This window comes from Actinomyces sp. oral taxon 849 str. F0330 (assembly GCF_000239715.1).
GTDB lineage: Bacteria > Actinomycetota > Actinomycetes > Actinomycetales > Actinomycetaceae > Actinomyces > Actinomyces johnsonii.
Map to the genome: position 1 here is coordinate 9,717 of NZ_JH470363.1, position 23,859 is coordinate 33,575.

A 23,859-nucleotide genomic window follows, 5' to 3' on the forward strand; every position below is an offset into this window, starting at 1 on the left:
GCCGGTCCGACCAGTGAGGAGGAACAGTGATGGACGCCAAATCAGCGATCCTCGCCCGCGCCCGCGACGCGATCTCTCGGTCCCAGACCCGGCCGGTGGGGCCGATCCCCCGCAACTACATCCGTTCCGGGGAGAACCCTCCGGGTTCCAAGCCCGTGGTCGACGAGATGATCGAGAAGCTCGAGGACTACTCGGCCGGCGTCATCGTCGCCCCCAAGGACGCCGCGATCCTGGATGCCATTGACGAGCTGCTCGGCGAGGCGCGCACCGTCGTCGTCCCGGACGGCCTGCCGGAGGCCTACAAGAAGGCGGCGGCCAGGGGTGGGCGCACCGTGGTGGAGGACTCCCGGAAGAAGGCCATCGCCACCCTCGACCTTAACGAGATCGACGCCGTGGTGACCTGCTCGCGCGTGGGCATCTCGATCTCGGGGACGATCATCCTCGACGGCGAGCCCGACCAGGGCCGCCGGGCCATCTCCCTGGTGCCGGACAAGCACGTCGTGGTCCTGGAGCGCGAGTCGATCGTGCCGACGGTGCCGCAGGCCGTCGACATCCTGGGCGAGCACCCCACGCGCCCGACGACGTGGATCGCCGGCGGCTCGGCCACCAGCGACATCGAGCTGGTGCGCGTCAACGGCGTCCATGGCCCGCGCAACCTGCGCGTCGTCGTCGCGCACTGAGCTTCGTCAAGCGCAGCTGTTCTCCGCGTCGCCCGACCGTACACCGGTCGGGCGACGCGGTTCTTCGCCAGTCCCCGCAAGGGTTCCGGCGGATGTGCGGGATGTGCGGGCCGGCTCGGTGGGGCCGCCCCGGGCATGTGCGCGCCCGTTTTCCGTGGAGGCGGAGTTGACTGGAGATGATCGGCGGCAGCGCGGAAAGGACATCTCTTGACCACCTCACTGACTGAGTCGCCCCTTGCCCCTGACTACGACCGCTCCTCCATGACCACCGGGATCGTCCACATCGGCGTGGGCGGCTTCCACCGCGCCCACGAAGCCGCCTACCTCGATAGGCTCATGCGCAGGCGTGCCGGGACCGGCCTCCGGGAAGGCGCCGGGAGCGCCTCCCCGGAAGGCTCCTGCCTGGACTGGGGGATCTGCGGCGTCGGACTGCTGCCCGGCGACGCGCGGATGCGTGACGCCCTGGAGGGCCAGGACCACCTCTACACCCTCATCCTCAAGCATCCCGGCGGACTGCGGGACCCGGTGGTCATCGGCTCCATCCACGACTATCTCTTCGCCCCCGACACCCCCGAGGCCGTCCTGACTCTCATGAGCGCGCCGACCACCCGGATCGTCTCGTTGACGGTCACCGAGGGCGGCTACAACGTAGACGACGCCACCGGCGAGTTCCGCACCGACTCTCCCGGAGCCGTGTACGACGCCGAGCACCCGGGCGAGCCCGTCACCGCCTTCGGCTACATCGTTGAGGCGCTGCGGCGCCGTCGGGAGTCCGGGACCGCACCGTTCACGGTCATGAGCTGCGACAACCTGCCCGGCAACGGGAAAGTGGCGCGCACGGCGGTCGTCTCCCAGGCAGCGATGAGAGACCCGGAGCTGGCCGACTGGATTGAGGCCAGCGTCGCCTTCCCCAACTGCATGGTCGACCGGATCACCCCGCGGACCACGGTGGCCGATATCGCCGAGCTGCGGCGCAAGCTCGGCGTCGAGGACGCCTGGCCGGTGGTCTGCGAGCCCTTCTCCCAGTGGGTGATCGAGGACGACTTCCCCTCCGGGCGACCCCCGTTGGAGGAGGTCGGGGTGCAGATGGTCGACGACGTCACGCCCTACGAGCTCATGAAGCTGCGCCTGCTCAACGCCTCCCACCAGGGGCTGGCCCACTGGGGACGACTGCTGGGGATCGAATACGCGCACGAGGCCGCCGCGGATGCGGACATCTCCCGGTGGGTGCGCGCCTACCTCGAGCGCGAGGCCCGCGCGACGCTGCGTTCGGTGCCGGGGATAGACTTGAACGACTACGTGGACGCGCTCTTCGATCGCTTCACCAACGAGGCGATCGCGGACACGCTCTTCCGTCTGGCGCAGGACGCCTCCGGCCGGATGCCGAAGTTCGTCCTGGGCACGGTGCGCGACAACCTCACCGCGGGCGGGCCGATCCGCCTGGGAGCGGCGATGGTGGCCGCCTGGGCGCTGGGCGAGGAGGGCGTCGATGAGAACGGCGGGGCGATCGTCATCGACGACTCGCTGGCCGACGAGCTGCTGCCCCTGGCGGCCGCGCAGAAGGCCGGCCATGAGACCGCCTTCATCTCCCACGAGGGCGTCTTCGGAGAGCTGGCGACCGATGAGCGCTTCCGGCGAACCTTCATCGAGGAGCTGGACGCCCTGCGGCGCGAAGGGGCTCGGGCGCGCCTGCGGGCCCTGGCCGGCGGCCCCCGAGAGGCTCAGCCCCGGCCCGTCAGGTCGACGGGGACATCCGACGCGTAGGGGTGCGCCAGCCTCCCGGCGGGCAGATTCCACCGCACCGGCGGGTACCGCATCGCAGACGTTCCGGCCACCCCCACCACCGCGAATATTGCTAAGGCTTACCTTGCTTTGGTGACCTTTGTCCCATAGCATGAAGTGGCTCGTGGGACTCAGGACTGGGCTGCGGAGGCCAGTCGCCTCTTGCGAGCACTCCGCACCGTGCGGAGCATCCAGAATCCGACTCACTGATGAGGTTCCTATGGTCAAGCGCCAGCTTCCCAACCCGAGCGAGATCTTCGAGCTGCTCCACTTCAAGACGCCCGAGTTCAACCCCAAGCGCCGACGCCTCGACGCCGCGCTGACCACCTGGGACCTGCGCAAGATCGCCAAGCGGCGCACACCGGCCGCGGCCTTCGACTACACCGACGGCGCCGCCGAGGGCGAGGTCTCCCTACGCCGCGCCCGCCAGGCCTTCCGCGATGTGGAGTTCCACCCCGACATCCTTCGCCCCGCCGTCGACGTCGACACCTCCTGCGAGATCCTCGGCGGCCGTTCCGCCATGCCCTTTGGCATCGCCCCCACCGGCTTCACCCGCCTCATGCAGACCGAGGGCGAAATCGCCGGGGCCGGGGCCGCGGGCGCCGCCGGGATCCCCTTCACCCTGTCTACCCTGGGCACCACCTCCATCGAGGACGTCAAGGCCGCCAACCCCCGCGGACGCAACTGGTTCCAGCTCTACGTCATGCGCCAGCGCGAGATCTCCTACGGGCTGGTCGAGCGCGCCGCCGCGGCCGGCTTCGACACCCTCATGTTCACCGTCGACACCCCCGTGGCCGGGGCCCGCCTGCGCGACAAGCGCAACGGATTCTCCATCCCGCCCCAGATCACGGCCGGCACCGTCCTCAACGCGATCCCCCGCCCGTGGTGGTGGTTCGACTTCCTGACCACGCCCAAGCTGGAGTTCGCCTCCCTGAAATCCACCGGCGGCACCGTGGGCGAGCTGCTCGACGCCGCTATGGATCCCACCATCAGCGACGACGACCTCAAGATCATCCGCTCCATGTGGCCCGGCAAGATCGTCATCAAGGGCGTGCAGACCGTCGAGGACTCCAAACGCCTCATCGACCTGGGCGTCGACGGCATCCTGCTGTCCAACCACGGCGGACGCCAGCTCGACCGCGCCCCCGTCCCCTTCCGCCTCCTGCCCGAGGTGGTCCGGGAGGTCGGCAAGGACGCCACGATCATGGTGGACACCGGCATTATGAACGGCGCCGACATCGTGGCCGCTCTCGCCCTGGGCGCCAAGTTCGGGCTCGTGGGCCGCGCCTACCTCTACGGTCTCATGGCCGGCGGCCGTGAGGGCGTGGACCGCATGATCGAGATCCTCTCCGACGAGGTCATCCGCACCATGAAGCTCCTGGGCGTCTCCAGCATCGGTGAGCTCGAGCCGCGTCACGTCACCCAGCTGACCCGCCTGGCCCCGGTGCGCCCGCGGGTCAAGGCGGCGGCCGACGCCGTCGCCCGCTGACCCTGCGCGGGCCCCGCCCGGACCTGACGGACGGTTTCGGGGCTCGCCCGGTCTTCCCCCTGCCCTCCGCTCCGCGGAGGAATCCCTACTGGTCGCCCGTGCGCGGGCGGCACCCGGTGGCCCCGGAGAGGCGACCCCAGTGGTCCCCGCTCCGGGGCCACCGGCGTCCTAACGAGAACCGGAAGCATGCCGGAAACAGACCGGGCGCTATGGTCTCGGCAGACTCACATCTCTCCTCGGCGACGGGTCTGGGCCTCCTTGCGCGAGACGAACCACCCAGCGCCCTGGATCACCCCTGCGGTCAGCTCCGAGCGACCACCGCCCTGAGGAAGGGACAGCGCCATGGCACAGTCCACGTCAGATCCGATGTCAGGTCCCGCGACGACGGTCGACGACCTCGAGGACGACGACTTCGCCCAACCCGGCCGTCTCATCTCCAGCCGCTGGCGGCCTCGCAGCCTGCGCACCACGCCGTCGAGAGAGGACCGGGGACTGTTCGGCCACCCCCGGGGCCTGCCCTGGATGCTCAATGTGGAGATGTGGGAGCGCTTCTCCTACTACGGCATGCGCGCCATCCTGCTGTACTTCATCACCGACACGATGGCCGATGGGGGCCTGGGCCTGAGCGATACCAGCGGACAGGTCGTCATCGCGCTCTACGGGATGGCCGTCTACCTGCTGGCCATCCCCGGGGGCATCTTCGCCGACCGGGTCATCGGGCCGTGGCTGTCCACCCTCTACGGCGGCGTGGTCATCATGGCTGGGCACATCTGCCTGACCATCCCCACCACTGTCACATCCTGGACGGGGATCGTGCTGGTCGCTGTCGGAACCGGCTTCATCAAACCGAACCTGACGACCATCGTCGGCGGCCTCTACGACGACGATGACATCCGCCGCGATGCCGGCTTCCAGCTGTTCTACACGTCCATCAACGTCGGCGCTTTCGCCTCTCCCCTGCTCACCGGCTGGCTGCGCGAGCACTACGGCTACCACGCCGGCTTCTCCTCGGCCGCCGTCGGCATGGCCTTCGCTCTGGCGGCCTTCGTCTATGGCCGCCACAAGCTCTCGGCCTTCGCCTTCACCGTCCCCAACCCCATCCGCCCCGAGGAGCGCCAACGGTTGCTTCTGGGATCCCTCGGGGTCCTGGTCGCCATCGGCGTCGTCGTCGCAGTCCTCCAGGTGCTCACCGGCAACCTGGTCACCACCGTCGCTACGGCGGGCCTGCTCATCCCGGTCGGTACGGCCGTGGCCTACTTCGTGGTCATGTTCCGCTCCCCGAAGGTCACCGTCCCCGAGCGAACCCACCTGCGCGCCTACATCCCCCTGTGGATCGGCGCGGTCCTATTCTTCATGATCACCGAGCAGGCCGCCGGCAAGATGGCCACCTTCGCCGAGTCCAACACGGACCTGCGCTTGCCCTTCTTCGGATGGTCGACCACCGCTGAGGCCTATCAGTCGGTCAACCCCGCGGCGATCGTGCTCCTGGCTCCGCTGGTCGGCATGCTGTTCACCCGGCGGGCGGGCAGGTTCCCCTCCACCATCATGAAGTTCGTCATCGCGGTGCTCATCGTCGGGCTCTCGGCGCTCATGCTGGGTTACGGATTCCAGATCTGGCCGGGCGGACAGGACCTGTCCCCCTGGTGGTTCCTGGCGCTGGTCTACGTCATCCAGACCGTCGCCGAGCTCTTCCTGACTCCGGTCGGCCTTGCCACGACGACCGCCCTGGCCCCCAGGAACTTCGCTTCCCAGGCGATGGGGCTGTGGTGGCTCAGCGTCGCCGCCGGGCAGGGCGTCGCCGGATTCGTCATCGCCCAGACCGAGCACCTCTCCGACGCCACCTACTACTATGGTCTGGGCGTGGCCACACTGCTCATGGCCCTGGTGCTGTTCGCCGTCGCCCCGTGGACGCAGCGGCAGATGGCCGACGTCGAGACGGCCACTGCCGAGTGAGCCGCGACTGACCAGAGTCTCGCCGAGTAGCCCCACCCCGCCTCGGCGGGAATCACCTGCCTGATTATCCTCGTATTTCTCCCCGATCGACTGCACGGTCGGAGTAAGGTGCACGGGTACCTGCGGTTCGTACTGGACACCGATGGTCCGGTCGCATTCCTCACCCGACCGCAGGAAGGGAGAGTCTCATGTCAACGACCCCGGCTCCCGTCGAGGACGATCTCGCCACCGGCCGGATAATCACCAGCCGCTGGCGGCCCGCCACCCTGCGCATGACGCCGTCGAAGGAGGACCGGGGGCTGTTCGGCCACCCCCGGGGCCTGCCCTGGATGCTCAATGTGGAGATGTGGGAGCGCTTCTCCTACTACGGCATGCGCGCCATCCTGCTGTACTTCATCACCGACACCGTGGCGAGTGGCGGCCTCGGCCTGAGCGCCAACTCCGGCCAGGTCATCCTGGCCTCCTACAGCGCCGCCGTCTACCTGCTGGCCATCCCCGGGGGCATCTTCGCCGACCGGGTCATCGGGCCATGGCTGTCCACCCTCTACGGCGGCCTGGTCATCATGGCCGGGCACATCTGTCTGTCCATCCCCGTGGTGGCCACCTCCTGGCTCGGTATCGTCCTGGTGGCCGTGGGCACCGGCTTCATCAAGCCGAATCTGTCCACGATCGTCGGGGGTCTCTATGACGACGATGACCCGCGGCGTGATGCCGGCTTCCAACTGTTCTACATGTCGGTCAACGTCGGGTCGCTCGCCTCTCCGCTGGTGACCGGCTGGCTGCGCGAGCGCTACGGCTACCATGCCGGCTTCTCCTCGGCCGCCGTCGGCATGGGGGTGGCCCTGATCGCCTTCGTCTATGGGCGCCACAAGCTCTCGGCCTTCGCCTTCACCGTTCCCAACCCTATCCGTCCCGAGGAGCACAAGAGGTTCGTGCTCGTATCGGTACTGATCGTGGCGGGGACGGCCGCGCTTGTCGCGGTCCTCAGCACTCTGACCGGAAGCCTGCTGGAGGCCATCTCCACCACCATGCTCATCATTCCGACCAGTGCGGCGTTGGGCTACTTCGCGCTGATGTTCCGCTCGCCCAAGGTCACGGCCCGCGAGCGCTCCCACCTGCGCGCCTACATCCCCCTGTGGATCGGCGCGGTCCTGTTCTTCATGATCTCCGAGCAGGCGGCCGGCAAGATGGCCACCTTCGCCAAGGACTACACCGACGGTCATATCCCGGTGATCGGATGGGTCATTAGCCCGGAGACCTACCAGTCCATCAACCCGGCCACGATCGTCATCCTGGCCCCGTTCATCGGCTGGCTTTTCACCCGGCGGGCAGGCAGGTTCCCTTCCACCATCATGAAGTTCGCGATCTCGGTGCTCACCATCGGCACATCGGCCTTCATCCTGGGCTACGGCTTCCAGACCTGGACCGGCGGCGCGAAGCTGGCCCCCTGGTGGTTCCTGGCCGTGGTCTTCATCATCCAGACCGTCGCCGAGCTCTTCCTGTCCCCGGTGGGACTGTCCACAACGTCGGCACTGGCGCCCAAGAACTTCGCCTCCCAGACGATGAGCTTGTGGCTGCTGACGACAGCCACCGGCCAAGGGCTCGCCGGCTTCATCATCTCCAGAACGGAGCACGTCGCGAATTCCACTTACTACTACGGTCTGGGCGTCGTGACGGTCGCCGTGGCCATCATCCTGTTCGTCGTCGCTCCTTGGACGGAGCGGAAGATGGCCGACGTCGGGGTCATCTCCCAGGACTAGGCACGGCTAGGCCGCCGGCGGGCCGGTGGGGAGACGATGGAAAAGAGGACCGTCATGAAGAGCTACACCTCCGGCGAGGAGCTCATCGCCGAGATCCGCAAACGCGCCGAACTGTTCGTCGCAGAGTTCGACGACGTCCCCGCCTCCGGGCTCCACACGCTCAAGGACGGCGCGGACCGCACCCCGGCGCAGATGCTCGCCTACCAGCTGGGGTGGATGGACCTGCTGCTGGGCTGGGAGCAAGACGAGCGGGCGGGGCGCGAGGTGGTCACGCCCGCGCCCGGCTACCGGTGGAACCGGCTCGGCGATCTCAACAGCTCCTTCTACGAGCAGTGGCGCGACGCCTCGCTGCCCCAGCTTCGGGAGGCCTTTCGGGAAAGGGTCGACGGCGTCGTCGCCCTCGTGACATCGCTGAGCCGAGACGAGCTCTTCACCTCCGGGCAGCGGGCATGGGCCTCCTCGACGCCGTCGGCCTGGCCGGTGGCCAAGTGGGTGCATATCAACACGGTGGCGCCCTTCACCTCCTTCCGCGCGAAGATCCGCGCCTGGAAGCGCGGTTGAGCACTCGGATCGCTCAACCCTGGGAGGACTCAAAGAACAAGGGTGCCCCGGGCTCTCGGCCCGGGGCACCCTTGTCTCTGATCGGATTAGGCTGGATCAGGAGGCCTTGGGGTAGGCCTTCTGGACGGCATCGAGCATCTCGAGGGCCGAGTAGTAGTCCAGCCGGAAGGACGAGGGCGGCATGTACTGCACCTTGCCTCCGGTCACCGGGGCTGCCGAGCTGAAGGTCTCGTTGCTGGTGACGGCGTTCTTCGCTGTCTCATCGGCGGCGATGACCACCCAGTTCTCACCGGTCAGTCCCGCCTGGACGTTCTCGGGCGAGAGCTGGATGATGTCCTTGCGGTCACCCATGGACTGGTCGCCCTTGACGTTGTCGGGGACGGTGGCGATGGTGAAGCCCAGGTCCTTGAGGAGCTGGACCTGCGGGGCCTCCTCGGTGAAGGCATTGGCGCCCTTGGTGCCGTCCCCGGGGACCGTGAAGACCGACGTCGCCCCCTGTGGGACGGCGATGGCGCCCTTGGCCTTCTCCGCCTTGGTGCTGTAGTCCTTGACGACGGAGTCGGCCTTGGCCTGGCGGCCGGTGGCCTGGCCCAGGGTCTTGGTGACGTCCTGCCAGGAGTGCGATCCGTAGTCGATGACGAGGACGGGGACCTCGAGCTGGCGCAGGCTCTCGACCACCTTGACGGCCGAGTCCTGCCCCGTCTTGGCGACGATGATGAGGTCGGGGTTGTCGCCGGCGACCGTCTGGGCGAGGTTGTCCTCGGTGCCGTCGATGGCCTTGACACCCTTGTCGGTGGCCTGCTTTGACCACTGGGTGAAGAAGCCGTTGTCGTCGGTCTTCTCGTCCTTTTTCTTGGCCGGCGTCGAGGCGACCACCGGGGCGTCGATGGCCAGGAGCGATCCGGTCAGCGTCACCGAGGTGGACACGATGCTCTTGGGCTCGGCCTTGAGTGTGACGTCGACGCCGTCGTCCCCCTTGATGGTGACCGGCCAGGTGGCCTCAGCGGAGGCTCCGGCCGAGGCGGCACCAGAGGCCCCCGCGGAGCCAGCGGCGGTTGACGTGGAGGTCGAACCGGAGGAGCCGCAGGCCGCCAGGCCGGTGCTCAGCACCATGGCGACGACGGCGACAAGACCCTGTCTCAAGCGGCGGGCGCGCCGCGTGGATGCGTTCATCTGTCTGTGTTCCTTTCTTATCCGTCCTGCTGGGAGCGAGCAGTCGGGCTAGTACCTGCCGAGGCGAGCTCGGCAGAAGGCTGTGGAGCGGCAGCGGGGGCCGTAGCAGGGGCGGTGCCGGCCGGCGTGACCGCGCCCAGGTGGCGGGGCACCACCATGGGGGTGCCCGCCACTGGGTCCGGGGCGATGACGGCCGCCAGTCCGAAGACCTCGTCGACGAGGTCCTCAGTGAGGATCCGGCGCGGGGAGCCGGTGACGCGGACCCGGCCGTCGTGCATGACGATCATGTGCTCGGCGCAGCGCGCGGCCTGGTTGAGGTCGTGCAGGACGGCCACCACCGTGCGCCCTTCGGCGTTGAGACGGCGGCATAGCTGGAGGATGTCGACCTGGTGGGCCAGGTCGAGGAAGGTGGTGGGCTCGTCCAGGAGGATCGTCTCGGTGCCCTGGGCCAGGGCCAGGGCGATCCATACGCGCTGGCGCTGACCTCCGCTGAGCTCGTCGACGGGGCGGGCGGCCAGCTCGGTGACGCCCACCATCTCCATGGCATCCTCGACGGCCGTCCGGTCCTCTCGCGACCACTGGCGGAACATGCCCTGGTGGGGGAAGCGGCCGCGGGCCACGAGGTCGCGCACCAGCATGCCTCCGGGTACGACGGCGCTCTGGGGCAGCAGGCCGACCCGGCGGGCGACCTCCTTGGTGCCGAGGCGGGCGATGTCGGCACCGTCGAGCAGGACCGCGCCCCGGGCGGGCCGGTGCAGGCGGGCCAGGGCGCGCAGCAGTGTGGACTTCCCGCAGGCGTTGGGGCCGACGATGGCGGTGAAGACGCCTGCCGGGATGTCCACGTCGAGGTCCCGGGAGACCACGTGGCCCTCGTAGGCGATGGTCGCGCTCCGGGCGGTCAGGCGCACCTCGGAGGCGGTCGGTCCAGCGGCAGTAGGCGGATCGGTGGGCTGCTCGGTGGTCGGTCCATTCACAGGGATCTCCTTCCACGCGCCGTCGCGGTCAGCGCCACCATGAGGTAGAGGCCACCGACGGCGTTGGTCACCACGCTCACGGGCATCGACTCGAGTACCAGCTGGCTGAGCAGGTCGGCGCCCGCCAGCAGGAGGCTCCCTGTCAGGCCGGAGACCAGCAGCGGGGGCTGCGGGGAGCCGGTGAGGAACCGGGCCAGGTGGGGCGCCACGAGGGCTACGAAGCCGATGGGGCCGGCGGCCATCGTCACCACCGCCACCAGCACCGTGCCCAACAGGATGAGGACGGCGACGACACGGCGGGTGGGGCTGCCCAGGACGGTAGCCATCTGCTCACCCAGCGCCACAACCCGCAGATGCCGGGCGACCGGCAGCATCAGGGCCAGGGCGAGTGCGATGGCCAGGCTGGTCGGGGCGACCACCGGCCACCGGGCCGCCCCGAGCGTGCCGGTGATGGCCTTGAGGGCACCCAGGCCCTCGTCGTCGTCGACCCGCACCAGAAGCCAGCGGTTGACCGAGATGAGCATCGAGCTGATGGCGATCCCCACCAGGATGAAGCGCAGCCCGGTGAACCCGCCGCGCAGGGAGACGAGGTAGGTCACCGTCCCCACGGCGGCGCCGCCGATGAAGGAGGCCAGGGAGGCGGACAACATACCGCCGGGCAGGAGCAGGACGCTGACCAGGATCCCGGTCTGCGCTCCGGTGCTGAAGCCGATGAGGTCGGGCGAGCCCAGGGGGTTGCGGGTGATGGTCTGGAAGACGGCCCCGGCCACACCCAGGGCCAGGCCCGCCACAAGCCCCAGCAGGATCCGGGGCAGCTTCCACTTGACGATGACGATCTGGACGATTCTGCGCCCTTGGCCCTGGAGCGCGTCGATGACCTCCTGGGTGGTGACGGTGAACTTCCCCAGGCGCAGGGCGGCGACGGCCACTGCGAGGCTGAGCGCCAGCAGCATGAGGCCGACGACGACGTGGCGCGGGGTGATGAGCACCGACCAGCGGCCAACGACTATCCACAGGCGTCCGGCGTCGGTCCCCACGTGGAAGCTGCGGCGCGGGCCGGTAGCGGCGGGAGTATGCATCGCAGCGGCGGCACGGTTCAGTCTGTCTCCCCTCATGAGGCCCGGTCCTTCATCCGCAGGACCATGAGCAGCAGGACGGGCGAGCCCACGAAGGCCGTCAGCAGACCGACCTGCATCTCGCCGGGCCGGGCCAGGACGCGCCCCAGCACGTCGGCGGCCAGGACGACGACAGGACCGCCCAGCGCGCACAGGGCAACGATCCATCCCCGGTGGGGCCCCATGAACCAGGAGGCCGTCAGCGGGGCCATGAGCCCGACGAACCCGATGGGGCCGGCGACCGTGGTGGCTGTGGCGCACAGGAGCGTGATGACCGCCAGGCTCAAGCCCCGCACGAGGCCGACCCGGGTGCCCAGCGCGGCGGCGACGTCGTCGCCCAGGGCGATATTGTCCAGGGCGCCGGCCAGGAGGAGGGCCGCGCCGGTTCCCAGGGCCACGAGGAGCATCATCGGCAGCAGGGGGATGTCGGCGCGGGTCAGGGAGCCGACCTCCCAGTCGATGAAGGTGCGGAACAGGTTCGGCATCGTCAGTACGACGCCGCGGATGACCGCCCCGGCGAAGGCCGAGAAGGCAACGCCGATGAGGACCAGGCGCACCGGCGAGGAGGTCGAGCCGCCGATCATGCCGATGACCTGGACGAGCGCGGTGGCGACCAGGGCGCCGCCGGCCGCCAGGAGTAGCTGGCCGGGGACTGGGAGGACGCCGAGTGCGGCGGTGCCCAGCACGATGCCCAGAGAGGCGCCGGCGTTGACGCCGAGCAGCCCGGGCTCGGCCAGGGGGTTGCGGGTGACAGCCTGCATGACGGCGCCGGACACCGCCAGGGCCGCTCCGACCAACACGCCGATGATGGTGCGCTCAACGCGCAGGACGTTGATGTTGTAGGAGACGTTGGAGGCGTCCGGGTGGAGCAGGTAGTGGGCGACCTGGTCGGCGGGGATCCTGGAGGAGCCGACGAACAGGGAGGCCAGGATGCACAGGGCCAGCAAGATGGCTGCGGCCAGGAGGACGGCCGGGCGCCGGAGGAGAGGGCTGAGGCGGGGACGGGGGCGAAAGGGGTGAGTGCCCTCCCTGATAACCCGTTCCGGCATCGGGCCTCCCCCACACCATCTACTACAAAGGCATGCCTAACCTAAAGGGGAGGTCGACGCCTGTCAAACCCGGGTCGACCGGCCCGACAGCCCGGGCCTGCATGTCCCGGGTGGCGCAGGCCCACCGCCCCGATACAGGCGCACCGCCGCAGTCCGGCTTCTCCTCCTCACGGAGTATATCGCGCGTGTATACACTCAGCGTATAGTCGCGGGCATGGAATCCAGACTCACTCTCCTCGGCCTGCTCAGTGCCGGACCGGGTCACGGCTACGACCTCAAGCGCTCCTGGGACCACTGGTTCGCCGCATCCAAACCACTGGCCTACGGGCAGGTCTACGCCACGCTCGCCCGCCTGGTGCGCGACGGGCTCATCACCCAGGTCGAGGCCGAGCCCGGCGCCGGCCCCGAGCGCAAGCGCTACAAGGTCACCGATGCCGGCCGCGAGACCGTCGAGCAGTGGCTGCTGACCCCTGTCACTCCTGCCGGCGACGTCCAGGCCGACATCTTCGCCAAGACCATCATCGCCCTCAGGCTCGACGACGACGCCGACCGTCTCCTCGACCTCCAGCGCGCCGAGCACATGGCGCGCATGCGCGAGCTGACCCGTCTCAAGCAGGACGGCGACCTGCGCACGGTGCTGCTGGCCGACCACGCCCTGTTCCACATCGAGGCCGACCTGCGCTGGATGGAGACCACCGCGGCCCGCCTGGGCGAGCTGCGGACGGAGGTGCGCTCATGAACGCCACCACTGTCGCGGCCACCGACGTCACCCCCGCGCCCGGTCAGGGCGGGGCGCACCTGCCGGACGAGGTCCTCATGCGCGCCCGCGGCCTGGAGATGAGCTTCGGGCAGACCCTGGCGCTGCGCGGCGTCGACCTGGACCTCCTGGCCGGTGAGGTCCTGGCCGTCACCGGCCCGTCGGGCTCGGGCAAGTCAACGCTCCTGCACGTCATGGCCGGGGTCCTCGTACCCGATGCCGGAAGCGTTGGCTACCACGGAGGCAAGTCTCCTGGAGGCGGCGCGACGGACGTCGCTGAAGACATCGCTGTGAACATCGCTGCGCTCGACGAGGCCGCCCGCAGCCGCCTGCGTCTGAACGAGTTCGGCTTCATCTTCCAGTTCGGCCAGCTCCTGCCGGACCTCTCCGCCCTGGACAACGTCACCATCCCCCTGCTCCTGGCCGGCGCCCCGCGCAGGAAGGCCCTGGCCCGGGCCCGCGAGACCCTGGTCGAGCTGGGCCTGAGCGAGCACCTGGACAAGCGCCCCACCCAGCTCTCGGGCGGGCAGGCGCAGCGGGCCGCAGTCGCACGGGCGCTGGTGACCAGTCCGCGCATCCTCTTCGCCGACGAGCCCACCGGCTCCCTGGACTCCCTGGCCGCCGAGCGGACCATGGAGGTACTGCTGGCCTCGGTACGTTCCCGCGGCGCCAGCCTGGTCATCATCACCCACGACGCGCGCATCGCCGCCTACGCCGACCGGGAGGTCACCGTACGCGACGGCCGCATCGGCTCCGGCACCACGCAGGCCGGTTCCGGCCCGAGCGAGCCCAGGCACGCCGCCACCGGGGGCCGGTCATGAGCCGCATCGCCCTGACCAGGCTGCTCGTCGCCAACGACCGCTCCGCCCGGCGCCGCCTGGCCGGGATCGTCGCCGGCGTCATGGTGGGGGTGGCGCTGTTCCTCATGCTGCTGGCCGCCGCCCAGGCCTTCCCCGAACGCAGCCTGCGCTCCAGCTGGGCGTCCACGGCCCTCCTTCCCGGCGTTTCCCAGCAGTCGAGCCACACGGACCTCCAGCCCGACCACGTTCTGAAGGACAGCGAGCTGGCCGTCGCCAGCAACCTCGACACGGTGGGCCCGGAGACGATCACGGTCCTGCAGGTGGCCCTGCCGGAGTCGGGCACCACCTCGGTGAGGATCCCGGGCTCCGACGTCGTGCCGAAGCAGGGCGAGTACCTCGCCTCACCGGCCCTGGCCAAGCGCATCGCCTCCCTTCCAGCCGACCAGCTCGGCGACCGCTACGGCAAGCAGGTGGGCGTCCTGGCCCCCGACGCCGTCGAGGGCCCGGACTCGCTCGTGGCCGTCGTCGGGACGGAGCTGGGGACCGTGGCCTCTTCTCAGTCCCACATTCCTCCCCAGGTGGTTACCTCGTTCCAGAGCATCCCCTATGAAAACGAGGCCTATCGGATCGCCATGCTCATCGGCGCCATCGCGGTGCTCGTGCCCGCGCTGCTGCTCGTCGGGATCGTCACCGACCTGGGGGCGGCGCAGCGGGCCGAGCGCTTCGCCACGCTACGCCTCATCGGGGCCACGCCCCAGCAGGTGGCCCGCACCGCGGCCCTGGAGATCGGGGCCACCACTTTCGTCGGCGCCCTGGCGGGTGTGGCGCTCTACCTGGTCATGATTCCCGTGGCCGCGCAGATCTCACTGGGGTCGAGCCGCTTCTACTACTCCGATCTGCTGCGCTCACCGGTCAATGCGGTCCTCGCCGTCACCGTCACGACGGCGGGGGCGGCGGCCGTGGCCTGGTGGCGCACGCGACGGGCCGATGTCGGCCCTCTGGGCGGGTCCCGGGAGCGCAGTGAGCGCCAGCCCCGCCTCATCTCGCTGGCGCCCGTGATCCTCGGGATGGCGGGGCTGGTCAGTACCCCAGCGGTGGCCCGCCAGGAGTCCGCACTGACCATCTACCTACTGCCCATCTCCTTCCTGTGCGCGATGCTGGGGCTGCTGTGGGCAGGACCGGTCCTGACCTGGTGGGTGGCGCGAGGCGGTCGGGCGCTGGCCCGATCGGCGGCGCAGGTGATCGGCTTCAATCGCATCGCCCGGCACCCCCGGGCGGTCTTCCAAGCAGTGGCGGGTGTTGTTATCGCCGTCTACGCCATGACGGTCTTCGCTGTCGCCATCACGGTCGCCGCGGGCACCCGCGATATCACTCAAGGCAACGGTCACTTGTCCCCCTCGACGCTTGAGGCTATCCCTGCGGTCAGCGACGAGGGCACCCTGGAGAGCGCCGTCGACCGGCTCGCCGCCGTCCCCGGGGTGACGACGGTCGCGGTGGGACGGATCAGTGGAGACTCCAGGCAGGAGGGTCAGGTCATCCTCGAGGCCGACAAGGCGGAGGCTCTCGGGGCGCCGCATGTGGAATCGCCTGGTGGCGCGGTGAGCATCAGTACTCGGTGGCTGTATGAGAACGCGGCCGCCTCGCCGTCACCGGTTAGCGCCGAGGATCTGGCGACCGCCCGTGAGCAGGGCGCGCCCATTCTCCTCGTGGGCACCGACCCGGCCAGCCCCGGGGCCGTCGAGCGGGCCCGTACCGCCCTGGCCACCTCCAATCTCGAGCTGGGCACCTCCCCCTCCTCGCCTAACTCGATCCAGAGCATCCAGGCCAGCGCCATGGAGAACCAGTTCGCCCGTCTCGGATACATCGGCATCCTCATCGCCGCGGGAATCTCCACGGTGTCGCTCGGGGTCTCGACGGTGGCGGCGCTCCTGGGCCGCAAGCGGGTCCTCGGCCTGCTGCGACTGGTCGGCATGCCGCCGGCGACACTGCGCTCCATGGTCTCCTACGAGACGGTGCTGCCGGCGGCGACGGCTCTGGTCATGAGCATCGGCCTGGGATGGTTGACCGCGTGGTCTCTTGTCGGCGGGGTCTCGGGCCGCCATATCAGCTGGCCGGACGGCGGCTACTGGCTGGTGCTGGGGGCGTGTCTGGCACTGGTAGCGGTGGCGACCCTGGTCAGTGCCCGCTACGGCCGCCGCATGCTGGCCAGCACCACCGTCCGATTCGAGTAGCAACGGCCCGTAGTGTTCAAATCTGTGACAAAGGCCTTGACCGGGCTCAGTTGCGGAAAAGAAAACCGCATGATTCCGCGGTTCCTTTTGGCGGAGTGATGGCCTCTGAACTCCTTTGTCACAGATTTGGACACAAGTCCCTCCTTCACAGCCGGGCACCGGGGAGAACAACCCCCAGTGCCCGGAGCCGATCTGCGATAGAACAGGACCATGACCGCAGGACGGACCGACACGGCCGCAGGCTCCTCCCCCGCTGCCTCCCTGAGGCCGCCGGTCCTCACAGCACCGGATCTCAGCCGCCTGCGCGACGGCGAGGCGGACGAGCTGGCCGCCGGCGAGATGGTCGAGGACCTGGAACTGGCCGAGGCGGACCTCAGCGGCGCCGACCTGTCGGCGGTCAGCCTGCTGAACTGCCGGTTCTCGGCGATCTTCGCCGACGACACCGACCTGACCGCGGCACGGCTGGTCGACTGTCGCCTGGAACGTCTGAACTCCACCTACCTTCACAGCCCGCGCTCGACGTGGCGCACGGTGGAACTCACCGGTTCGCGGATCGGCGCCTGGGAGTTCTATGACGCCGACGTCGAGTCCGTCCTCATTGAGGACTGTCGCCTCGGCTTCGCCAACCTCGCCGGGACCGCTATGCGCGACATCCTCATCCGGGGCACCAGGATCGACGAACTGGACCTGAGCGGCATCGAGGCCCAGCGGGTCCGTTTCGAGGACTGCCGGGTGGACACGCTGCGGCTGCGCGGCGGGAGCCTGAGCGACGTCGACCTGCGCGGGCTGGAGATGAGAGTGGTCAGCGGAGTGGGTTCCCTGGGCGGGGCCACCATCAGCGGCGAGCAGCTCACCGAGCTCGCGCGGCTCTTAGCAGAACACCTGGGGCTGCGGGTCGAGGACCAGGACCACGGACAGAAACCGATAACAAGGAGCAGGCGAGCATGACGCTACTGACATCCGATGACGTCCTCAACGTGAAGTTCGATAGCACGAGGCTCCGGGAGGGATACGTTCAGGACGAGGTCGACGAGTTCCTCGACGAAGTGACCACCACGTTGCGGGGACTTGAGGAGCGCCTTGGTGCGGGACCGGGAGCGACTTCCGGCTCTCACCAGGAGTCGGGGATACTTCTGACCTCCCAGGACGTCAAGAGTATTCGGTTCACGACATCCAGGTTCCGGGAAGGGTACGAGCAGCCGGATGTCGACGCCTTCCTAGACACGATCGTGGAGACCATGGAAACCATGGAGGCACGACTGAACAGTAGCGCCTATGGAGCGGGTACGAGCGCGTACGGACCGGCACCCGGAGCGTATGGGGATGCCGGCTACGCCACCGGGGCGGGAATCGCTCCGGGAACCGCCGGGGCGACGGGCGACCCGCAGTACGCCGAGGCGATCGCCCAGCGCGACCAGTACATCGCCCAGCTCCAGCAGGAGAACGCCTACCTGCGCGCCGAGCTCGAGTCCGCCCAGCGCCGCCTGGGGACTACCGGGTTTTAGAACTCGTCAGCGCCGAGAAGTCCGAGACCGCGGAGCAGATGGGGCATTGTTGTCGACGGGCAAGCACCCTGGGTACCGAGCTCGGGGAGGCTGTCCGTCGGCAGGTGGCACCTGGCTACAGCTTGCACGGCCTCATTCCAAGGAAAGTCATCAGGGAGCGTCTTGGCATTCTTCTTGCTGAGTCCTGTTAGTTCCAGATAGTGCGCCTGCGTGTCCGCCTGGTTCCGGTAGTTCTTCACATGAGCGTCGTGGGCGTTGAGCCAGACCTCGAAGCAGGGCACGGAGACGATGCCGTGGACAATGGTCTGCCTGCTGCTCAATTCCCGGCATTCCTTAAGGAAGTCATGACGTTCCCGGCCATCGTGGTCGACGACGATCCACACCTCCCTGTAGTCGCTAAGATCTGACCGAGGTCCGCTGAGCTCCTTGACGACGGTGAGCGGGTCACCGTTGATGACCTTCACTTTGGCTGAGACTCTGTCGCGGTCCACACGTCGGCACAGCTGCTGCAGGTAGGCGCTCTCGGTGACCCGCCCATTAGTCACGAGGAGAACGGTGCGCAGTTCGGCTCGTTGGCTGCGCCGTTTCCTTCTCGGTGGCGTCACCTCACCTCGCCTCCGCCGGTGTTGAGAGGTACCGGCGGAGGCTGGAGGTGTCCACCCGAGGAATAGCGCCGAAGGCACCGGCGAGGTAGCGGCGCTGCTTGTTCGTGCCCTTGCGATTAGTGGGGAAGTCTGCGAGTGAGAAGAGCTCGCTGGAACCGGAGGACGACTTCTCACTCATCCACACCTCGCCCGCCTCCAAGAGCTGGACGGGGGAATTGTCCAGGAGCGCCGTGTTATGGGTTGTGAAGACGATCTGGGCACCCCGGGGATTGAGGTCCGGGTCCTTGAACATGTCCACCAATGTGGCGGTCAGTGTGGGGTGGAGGCTCGCGTCGAGCTCGTCGATGCACAACACCTGGCCCAGCCGCAAGGCGTCAATGGCGGGACCGACCGTTGCCAACCAGGTGAGAGTGCCCTGGCTCTCCTGGCCGATAGTCAATCGATACTCCTCACCGTCGGCACCGCGGTGGTGGAGGACGAGGTGACGCTGGAGCTCCTTGAGCACCTCGGCGGGAACCTCAGCCTCCTCGTCCTCGCTCCAAGGAAGACGACGCAGGAACTCAAGCACCTCCCGAGGAACCTCCTGCTCCTCGAGCTCAAGACCGACGATGCCAAGATCGGCGGCCCGAGCGATGGCGTTCGCAATGCCACTCCACTGCTCAGGGTCCTCTGCAAGCCGACTCATCACCCACCGCAGACGCGAACTGCGCTCCTCATCGCTGTGGTGGATGAAGCGCATGGTTCGCAGGCTGCGCGCGATCGGCGCGAGCGTGGCGTGCTTGTACTTAAGAGCCACGGCGAGGAAGAGGTCCTTGGGCGTCGTGATCCGACGGACCTCGTTCGTGGCGCCCTTGAGGGTGGTACCGGACTCGATCGTGGGCTCGTCATCCTCGGAGCCCTGGGTGCGCACGAAAACCTTGCGCCAGCGCTGCCCCGCGGCCCAAAGCTCCTCCCGCGAGATGCCCCAGCGATGCGCCTCGACGCTGTAGCTGTAGCGCTCGTTCTCATGGGTGAAACCGATGGAGAAACGGGACGGCTGCGCCGCGTGGTCGCGATCGAGGCTGAAGGGCTGGTACAGGATGTCTCTCTGGCCGCCGACGGCGTGGTGGAGGCAGTTAAGCGCGTCCAGGAGGGTCGACTTACCCGAGGCGTTAGCACCGAAGATCGCCGCCACGCGCCATGTCTGCTCCTGCCACGGGGAGCCCGCGCGTGGCGTCAAAGTCTTGAGCGAACTCCGAGTGAGATCGAGGGTCGTCTCCTCCGCGTAACAGCAGTAGTTCGCTACGGTGAAGTCGAGCAGCATGCAATAACTATACTGTGAGCTCCTCGTTTTGGGAAGTTCTTTCCCAAAACGAGGAGCTCACAACTGCTTCACCTCGAACGGCCAACTGGTCATTGTCTGCTCGAAGGCGGCGATGACCGGCCGGCGCGAAGGCCGAGTACGAGTCAGCTCCGCTTGACCAGGGGGAAGGTGATGGTCTCGCGGATCCCCTGGCCGGTGAGCACCATGAGGAGGCGGTCGATACCCATGCCCATGCCGCCAGACGGTGGGAAGCCCTGCTCCATGGCAACCAGGAAGTCCTCGTCCAGGACCATGGCCTCGGGGTCGCCCTTGGCGGCCGCGAGTGCCTGAGCCTCGAAGCGCTCGCGCTGGACCACCGGGTCGGCGAGCTCGGAGTAGGCGGTGGCGGTCTCGAAGCCGCGCACGTAGAGGTCCCACTTCTCGGTCAGGCCCGGCTTGCTGCGGTGGTAGCGGGTCAGCGGCGAGGTGTCCTCGGGGAAGTCGTAGACGAAGGTGGGGGCCCACAGCTTGTTGCCGACGAGCTCTTCGAAGATGTCCTCGACGACCTTGCCGGCCACGGCGTAGTCGTCGATCTCCAGGCCGATCCGCTCGGCGTGGGCGACGAGCCGCTCGCGCGGGGTCTCCACGGTGATCTCCTCGCCGAGGGCCTCGGAGACGGAGGTGTAGAGGTCGATGGTGTCCCACTCGCCCGACAGGTCGTACTCGGTGCCGTCGGCGAGCGTGACGACCTCGCCGCCCTCGGGCAGGTCGAAGGTGTCGCGGGCCGCCTGCTGGACGAGGTTGCGGGTCAGGTCGGCCATGCCGTTGTAGTCGGAGTAGGCCTCGTAGGCCTCCAGGGCCGTGAACTCCGGGGAGTGGGAGGAGTCGGCGCCCTCGTTGCGGAAGTTGCGGTTGATCTCGAAGACGCGGTCGACGCCGCCGACCACGGCGCGCTTGAGGTAGATCTCCGTGGCGATGCGCAGGTAGAGATCCATGTCGAAGGCGTTCATGTGGGTGATGAACGGGCGCGCGGCCGCCCCGCCGTGGATGACCTGGAGCATGGGGGTTTCCAGCTCCAGGTAGTCGCGGCGGAAGAAGTTCTCGCGGATGGAGCGCACGACGGCGGCCCGGGTGCGCACCATGTCGCGGGCGGAGGGCCGGGTGAGCAGGTCGAGCTCGCGACGGCGCACGCGCTGCTCCTCCGAGAGCGTCACCGCCTCGCCGGCCTCGTTGGTCCAGGTCTTGGGCAGGGGGCGCAGGGCCTTGGAGGCGATCCGCCAGGCGGGGACCTCGACGTCGTCGTCCCCGGCCGTGGCGGCCTCGGCGCCCTCGCGTAGGACGGGCTCGGCCATGACGGACAGCTCCCCGCGGCGCGAGGAGATGACGCGGCCGTGGACGAAGAGGTGGTCGCCCAGGTCGACGTCGGCCTTGAAGGCCGCGAGCGCGGTGTGGCCCTCTGCGGGCAGGGCCTTGGCCGAGAGCATGGCCTGCAGGGTGGCGCCTGCTCCGTCCTGCAGGGTGACGAAGCACAGGCGGCCGGTGTTGCGCAGGAAGACGACGCGGCCGGCCACGCCGACGACGTCGTCGGTCTCGTCACCGGCCTCGAGGTGGGAGTAGGCCTCGCGCACGGCGGCGATGGTAGTGGTGACGGGCACGGAGACCGGGTAGGGGTCCCAGCCCTCGCCGCGCAGGCGCTCGCGCTTGCCGGCGCGGACCTCGAACTGCTCGCCCGGGCCCGGATCGGCCTTGGGCTGCTTGGGCCGGTCCACCGAGCCGTCCGAAGAGTTCGGGGCCTTCGGAGACTTCGGGGACTCGGTGCCGGCGGGGGCGTCGGTGGCGGTCGGGTCAGGGCTGGGGGTGGTCTGGTCTGTCACGTGAGGGAGTCTAACGGCGCCCGCCCGCCCCGGCCGTCCCTCGGGGCCCGACGACTCCCGCACCACACCCGATCCTGGTCACACCCGTGGCGACCGATCGGGTTGGGACGCTTCGCACCGACGCGGCGCAGCCCGGATAACTCGTTAACCCCACTGGGGCGCCGCAGCAGCACCGACGATATCGGGGGCCCGGAACCAGCGCCGTCGCCGCGAGACGCAGTACTTCGGCGGGAACCAGGTCGGTGGCAGGTCCTCGCTCCTGACCGGGGTCGGGCTCAGACGCAGGGCAACGCCGCGAAAGGTGCGTCGTTGCTCCCATGAGGCCGGGACCTGAAGGAGGGAGCCGGAGAGCAGCCGCGAGTAGGCCGGTCCCAGGTAGCACCATGGCACCGGATGCGCCGGCAGACCGGCCAGGATCGTCCTACCGACGTGAAGGTTCTGCGCGCGATGCTCCTCTGCTCCCACCGCGAAGGAACCGTCGCGCGCGCGACTCCAGCCCGTGAGAACCTCGGCAAGGGCGAGCTCGGCCCCCAGCTCGTCGGCAACCGCCGTGAATACCTCGAACAGGGGACTCATCTCGGATGCATTGAGACGGTCCAGCCCGATCGTGCACTGGGCCTCGTACATACCGCACGGCTCTGCGATTCCGGAGTTGTTGCCGAGCCAAACACGCCCCATCGGCTCATCTCCGTAGAGGGACATCCCGACATAAACGCCATGCCACCAGTCATCAGCATTGCGGATGGCCGCCTCATCCAGGGGCTGCGGCCAGGCGGGGCCGCTGTACGCGCGTGGCAGCCACTGCGGGGCGGTCCGCCCGACGGCCCGCATCCAGGCGGACACCGGCGTGGCGCACACCGCCTTTCGCACGAACCACCGCATGTGGACAGACTGCGCCACCATCTCTCTAGACCGGGTTGGTTCAACGAAGTCGGGCGGAGCCAGCTCAGGAGCCGGCCACACCACCCGCTCCAACCAAACGGCGATCACACCGTCACATCTGCGCGCCAGCGCCTCCACGATCGTGAGAGCCAGGTCCCCGTGAGTCCAGTCACCATCCTCGTACGTCTCGCAGTCGACCCAGTAGCAGAACCTGAGGTCGTCGCGCCCTGAGACGTCCCGGACATACTCGAAGAAATCGAGGGACTCATCCAGCGAGTACGTGTGAACTCCGATCTCAAGGATGTTGCCATCGCGATCATCGCCATCACCGCCTCTGCTGACGCTGAAGTCGGTCCCGTTGCCGTCAGCCTCAACGACGAGTCCGGGCGCACTCGACTGCAGATCCTCCGCTGTCAGTGCGCGACGCGTGCACAGGGTGGGACAGTCGGTGTAGGGCCAGTCCATGGCCGGGATCCTATCCGGAGCCCGCGCTTGCGAAGCAGGTAACCGATGACCGGCCGATTAGGTTTCAGGCGCGGGCCTCGGCCAGGGGGATGCCGGAGGGGCGCAGGCCCTGGAGGCGGGCGACGTCGGAGTCGACCGGCACCTGGCCGGGGTCGGTGCCCCGCTCCACGATCCGGTTGGCGGCGTCGACGAAGACGACGCGGGGCAGGTAGGTGCGGGCCTCATCGTCGGGAATCTGGGAGTAGGCGATGAGAATGACGACGTCGCCGGGACCGACCAAGTGGGCGGCGGCACCGTTGACGCAGATCTCTCCGGCGCCGCGCTCGCCGGGGATGACGTAGGTGGACAGGCGGTTGCCGTTGGTGCAGTTGCAGATGTCCACACGCTCGCCGGGCAGCAGGTCAGCGGCCTCGAGCAGGTCGACGTCCACCGTAATCGAGCCGACGTAGTCGAGGTCAGCCTGGGTCACGGTGGCGCGGTGGATCTTGGACGTCATCATCGTCCGGGTGCGGGCGCTCATCGCGGCACAGCGTAGACGGTGGGGAGCCCGGCGTACTGTACGGCGCGGCACAGGGTGAGCGACCCGACATGCTCGCGGGCAGGTTCCCGCGCGGTGCCTACGGGCGCAGGTCGATGAGGGTGTTGTCGATGAGGCGGGTGGTTCCCACGCGGGCGGCCACGGCCAGCAGGCCCATGGGCGCAGGGCCCTCCTCCGCGTCCTCTCTCACCGGTGCGCTGCGCGGCAGGCCGAGTCCGGAGTCGGTCAGGTCCTCAAATCCGGTGGGGTCGACGAGGGCCACGTAGTCGACCTCGATGCCGTCGGATGCCTCCAAGGACGCCAGGGCGGCCCGGCGGATCGAGGCCGGGTCGGGGCGGGCGCCGGAGGCGGCCGCCTCCACGGCGATGTCGCGACCGGCCCGCA

21 protein-coding genes are annotated in these 23,859 nt (G+C 68.7%); 11 read left to right on the forward strand and 10 right to left on the reverse strand.

The annotated features are described in order from the left end of the window. The first annotated feature begins 29 nt into the window (after positions 1–29). The 6 genes from HMPREF0975_RS13590 to HMPREF0975_RS13615 all read left to right on the forward strand — a co-directional run bounded on the left by HMPREF0975_RS13590 (position 30) and on the right by HMPREF0975_RS13615 (position 8,225). The gene (locus HMPREF0975_RS13590; protein WP_009234786.1) at positions 30–680 is read left to right on the forward strand and encodes a LutC/YkgG family protein; all 651 of its coding nucleotides are present in this window, start codon (positions 30–32) and stop codon (positions 678–680) included. A gap of 207 nt (positions 681–887) precedes the next feature. Next, entirely contained in the window at positions 888–2,444 is a 1,557-nt protein-coding gene (locus tag HMPREF0975_RS13595; RefSeq protein ID WP_009234787.1) for a mannitol dehydrogenase family protein, read from the forward strand. A gap of 238 nt (positions 2,445–2,682) precedes the next feature. Continuing rightward, positions 2,683–3,951 carry an alpha-hydroxy acid oxidase gene (locus HMPREF0975_RS13600; RefSeq protein WP_009234788.1) on the forward strand — a complete coding sequence of 423 codons (1,269 nt, stop codon included), beginning with the start codon at positions 2,683–2,685 and terminating at the stop codon, positions 3,949–3,951. Between the two features lie 342 nt (positions 3,952–4,293). Then, positions 4,294–5,904 carry a peptide MFS transporter gene (locus HMPREF0975_RS13605; RefSeq protein WP_009234789.1) on the forward strand — a complete coding sequence of 537 codons (1,611 nt, stop codon included), beginning with the start codon at positions 4,294–4,296 and terminating at the stop codon, positions 5,902–5,904. Positions 5,905–6,092: 188 nt separating this feature from the next. Further along, positions 6,093–7,664, forward strand: coding sequence for a peptide MFS transporter (locus HMPREF0975_RS13610; RefSeq protein ID WP_009234790.1), 1,572 nt, complete (start codon positions 6,093–6,095; stop codon positions 7,662–7,664). Positions 7,665–7,718: 54 nt separating this feature from the next. Next, on the forward strand, positions 7,719–8,225 hold the full coding sequence (locus HMPREF0975_RS13615; RefSeq protein WP_009234791.1) for a ClbS/DfsB family four-helix bundle protein: 507 nt from the start codon (positions 7,719–7,721) through the stop codon (positions 8,223–8,225). A 96-nt stretch (positions 8,226–8,321) separates the two neighbouring features. On the opposite strand, the gene fepB is transcribed toward HMPREF0975_RS13615, so the two are convergent. The 4 genes from fepB to HMPREF0975_RS13635 are packed head-to-tail and all read right to left on the reverse strand — an operon-like array spanning position 8,322 to position 12,536. Next, the gene (fepB, locus tag HMPREF0975_RS13620) at positions 8,322–9,398 is read right to left on the reverse strand and encodes a Fe2+-enterobactin ABC transporter substrate-binding protein (protein ID WP_009234792.1); all 1,077 of its coding nucleotides are present in this window, start codon (positions 9,396–9,398) and stop codon (positions 8,322–8,324) included. 17 nt (positions 9,399–9,415) lie between these two features. After that, positions 9,416–10,372 (reverse strand): ABC transporter ATP-binding protein, encoded by a 957-nt coding sequence (locus HMPREF0975_RS13625; protein WP_009234793.1) that lies wholly within the window; start codon positions 10,370–10,372, stop codon positions 9,416–9,418. Beyond that, complete coding sequence (locus tag HMPREF0975_RS13630; protein ID WP_009234794.1) at positions 10,369–11,487, reverse strand: FecCD family ABC transporter permease; 1,119 nt, start codon at positions 11,485–11,487, stop codon at positions 10,369–10,371. Before HMPREF0975_RS13630 ends, HMPREF0975_RS13625 begins: the two co-directional genes overlap by 4 nt. Then, complete coding sequence (locus HMPREF0975_RS13635) at positions 11,484–12,536, reverse strand: FecCD family ABC transporter permease (RefSeq protein WP_009234795.1); 1,053 nt, start codon at positions 12,534–12,536, stop codon at positions 11,484–11,486. The genes HMPREF0975_RS13630 and HMPREF0975_RS13635 overlap by 4 nt, the downstream gene beginning before the upstream one ends. 214 nt (positions 12,537–12,750) lie before the next feature. On the opposite strand from HMPREF0975_RS13635, the gene HMPREF0975_RS13640 reads away from it, so the two are divergent. The 5 genes from HMPREF0975_RS13640 to HMPREF0975_RS13660 all read left to right on the forward strand — a co-directional run bounded on the left by HMPREF0975_RS13640 (position 12,751) and on the right by HMPREF0975_RS13660 (position 17,829). Continuing rightward, positions 12,751–13,275, forward strand: a complete 525-nt coding sequence (locus HMPREF0975_RS13640; protein ID WP_009234796.1) for a PadR family transcriptional regulator — start codon at positions 12,751–12,753, stop codon at positions 13,273–13,275. After that, complete coding sequence (locus tag HMPREF0975_RS13645; protein WP_009234797.1) at positions 13,272–14,114, forward strand: ABC transporter ATP-binding protein; 843 nt, start codon at positions 13,272–13,274, stop codon at positions 14,112–14,114. Before HMPREF0975_RS13640 ends, HMPREF0975_RS13645 begins: the two co-directional genes overlap by 4 nt. After that, positions 14,111–16,324 carry an ABC transporter permease gene (locus tag HMPREF0975_RS13650; protein ID WP_009234798.1) on the forward strand — a complete coding sequence of 738 codons (2,214 nt, stop codon included), beginning with the start codon at positions 14,111–14,113 and terminating at the stop codon, positions 16,322–16,324. The genes HMPREF0975_RS13645 and HMPREF0975_RS13650 overlap by 4 nt, the downstream gene beginning before the upstream one ends. A 210-nt stretch (positions 16,325–16,534) precedes the next feature. Continuing rightward, the gene (locus HMPREF0975_RS13655) at positions 16,535–17,272 is read left to right on the forward strand and encodes a pentapeptide repeat-containing protein (RefSeq protein ID WP_009234799.1); all 738 of its coding nucleotides are present in this window, start codon (positions 16,535–16,537) and stop codon (positions 17,270–17,272) included. After that, a complete protein-coding gene (locus HMPREF0975_RS13660; RefSeq protein WP_009234800.1) occupies positions 17,269–17,829 on the forward strand; it encodes a DivIVA domain-containing protein in 561 nt (186 codons plus the stop codon). The genes HMPREF0975_RS13655 and HMPREF0975_RS13660 overlap by 4 nt, the downstream gene beginning before the upstream one ends. On the opposite strand, the gene HMPREF0975_RS13665 is transcribed toward HMPREF0975_RS13660, so the two are convergent. The 6 genes from HMPREF0975_RS13665 to HMPREF0975_RS16380 form a co-directional block, all read right to left on the reverse strand. Next, positions 17,826–18,374 (reverse strand): RloB family protein, encoded by a 549-nt coding sequence (locus HMPREF0975_RS13665; RefSeq protein WP_049939980.1) that lies wholly within the window; start codon positions 18,372–18,374, stop codon positions 17,826–17,828. The genes HMPREF0975_RS13660 and HMPREF0975_RS13665 overlap by 4 nt on opposite strands. A gap of 61 nt (positions 18,375–18,435) precedes the next feature. Next, positions 18,436–19,737, reverse strand: coding sequence for an AAA family ATPase (locus tag HMPREF0975_RS13670; protein WP_009234802.1), 1,302 nt, complete (start codon positions 19,735–19,737; stop codon positions 18,436–18,438). A gap of 143 nt (positions 19,738–19,880) precedes the next feature. Then, positions 19,881–21,590, reverse strand: a complete 1,710-nt coding sequence (locus HMPREF0975_RS13675; protein WP_049939982.1) for a lysine--tRNA ligase — start codon at positions 21,588–21,590, stop codon at positions 19,881–19,883. A 144-nt stretch (positions 21,591–21,734) separates the two neighbouring features. Beyond that, complete coding sequence (locus HMPREF0975_RS13680) at positions 21,735–22,937, reverse strand: hypothetical protein (protein WP_009234804.1); 1,203 nt, start codon at positions 22,935–22,937, stop codon at positions 21,735–21,737. Between the two features lie 64 nt (positions 22,938–23,001). Continuing rightward, positions 23,002–23,457 (reverse strand): aspartate 1-decarboxylase, encoded by a 456-nt coding sequence (panD, locus tag HMPREF0975_RS13685; RefSeq protein ID WP_009234805.1) that lies wholly within the window; start codon positions 23,455–23,457, stop codon positions 23,002–23,004. A gap of 97 nt (positions 23,458–23,554) precedes the next feature. After that, positions 23,555–23,859: pantoate--beta-alanine ligase (locus tag HMPREF0975_RS16380; protein WP_009234806.1), on the reverse strand; the 305-nt coding region annotated here is incomplete at its 5' end.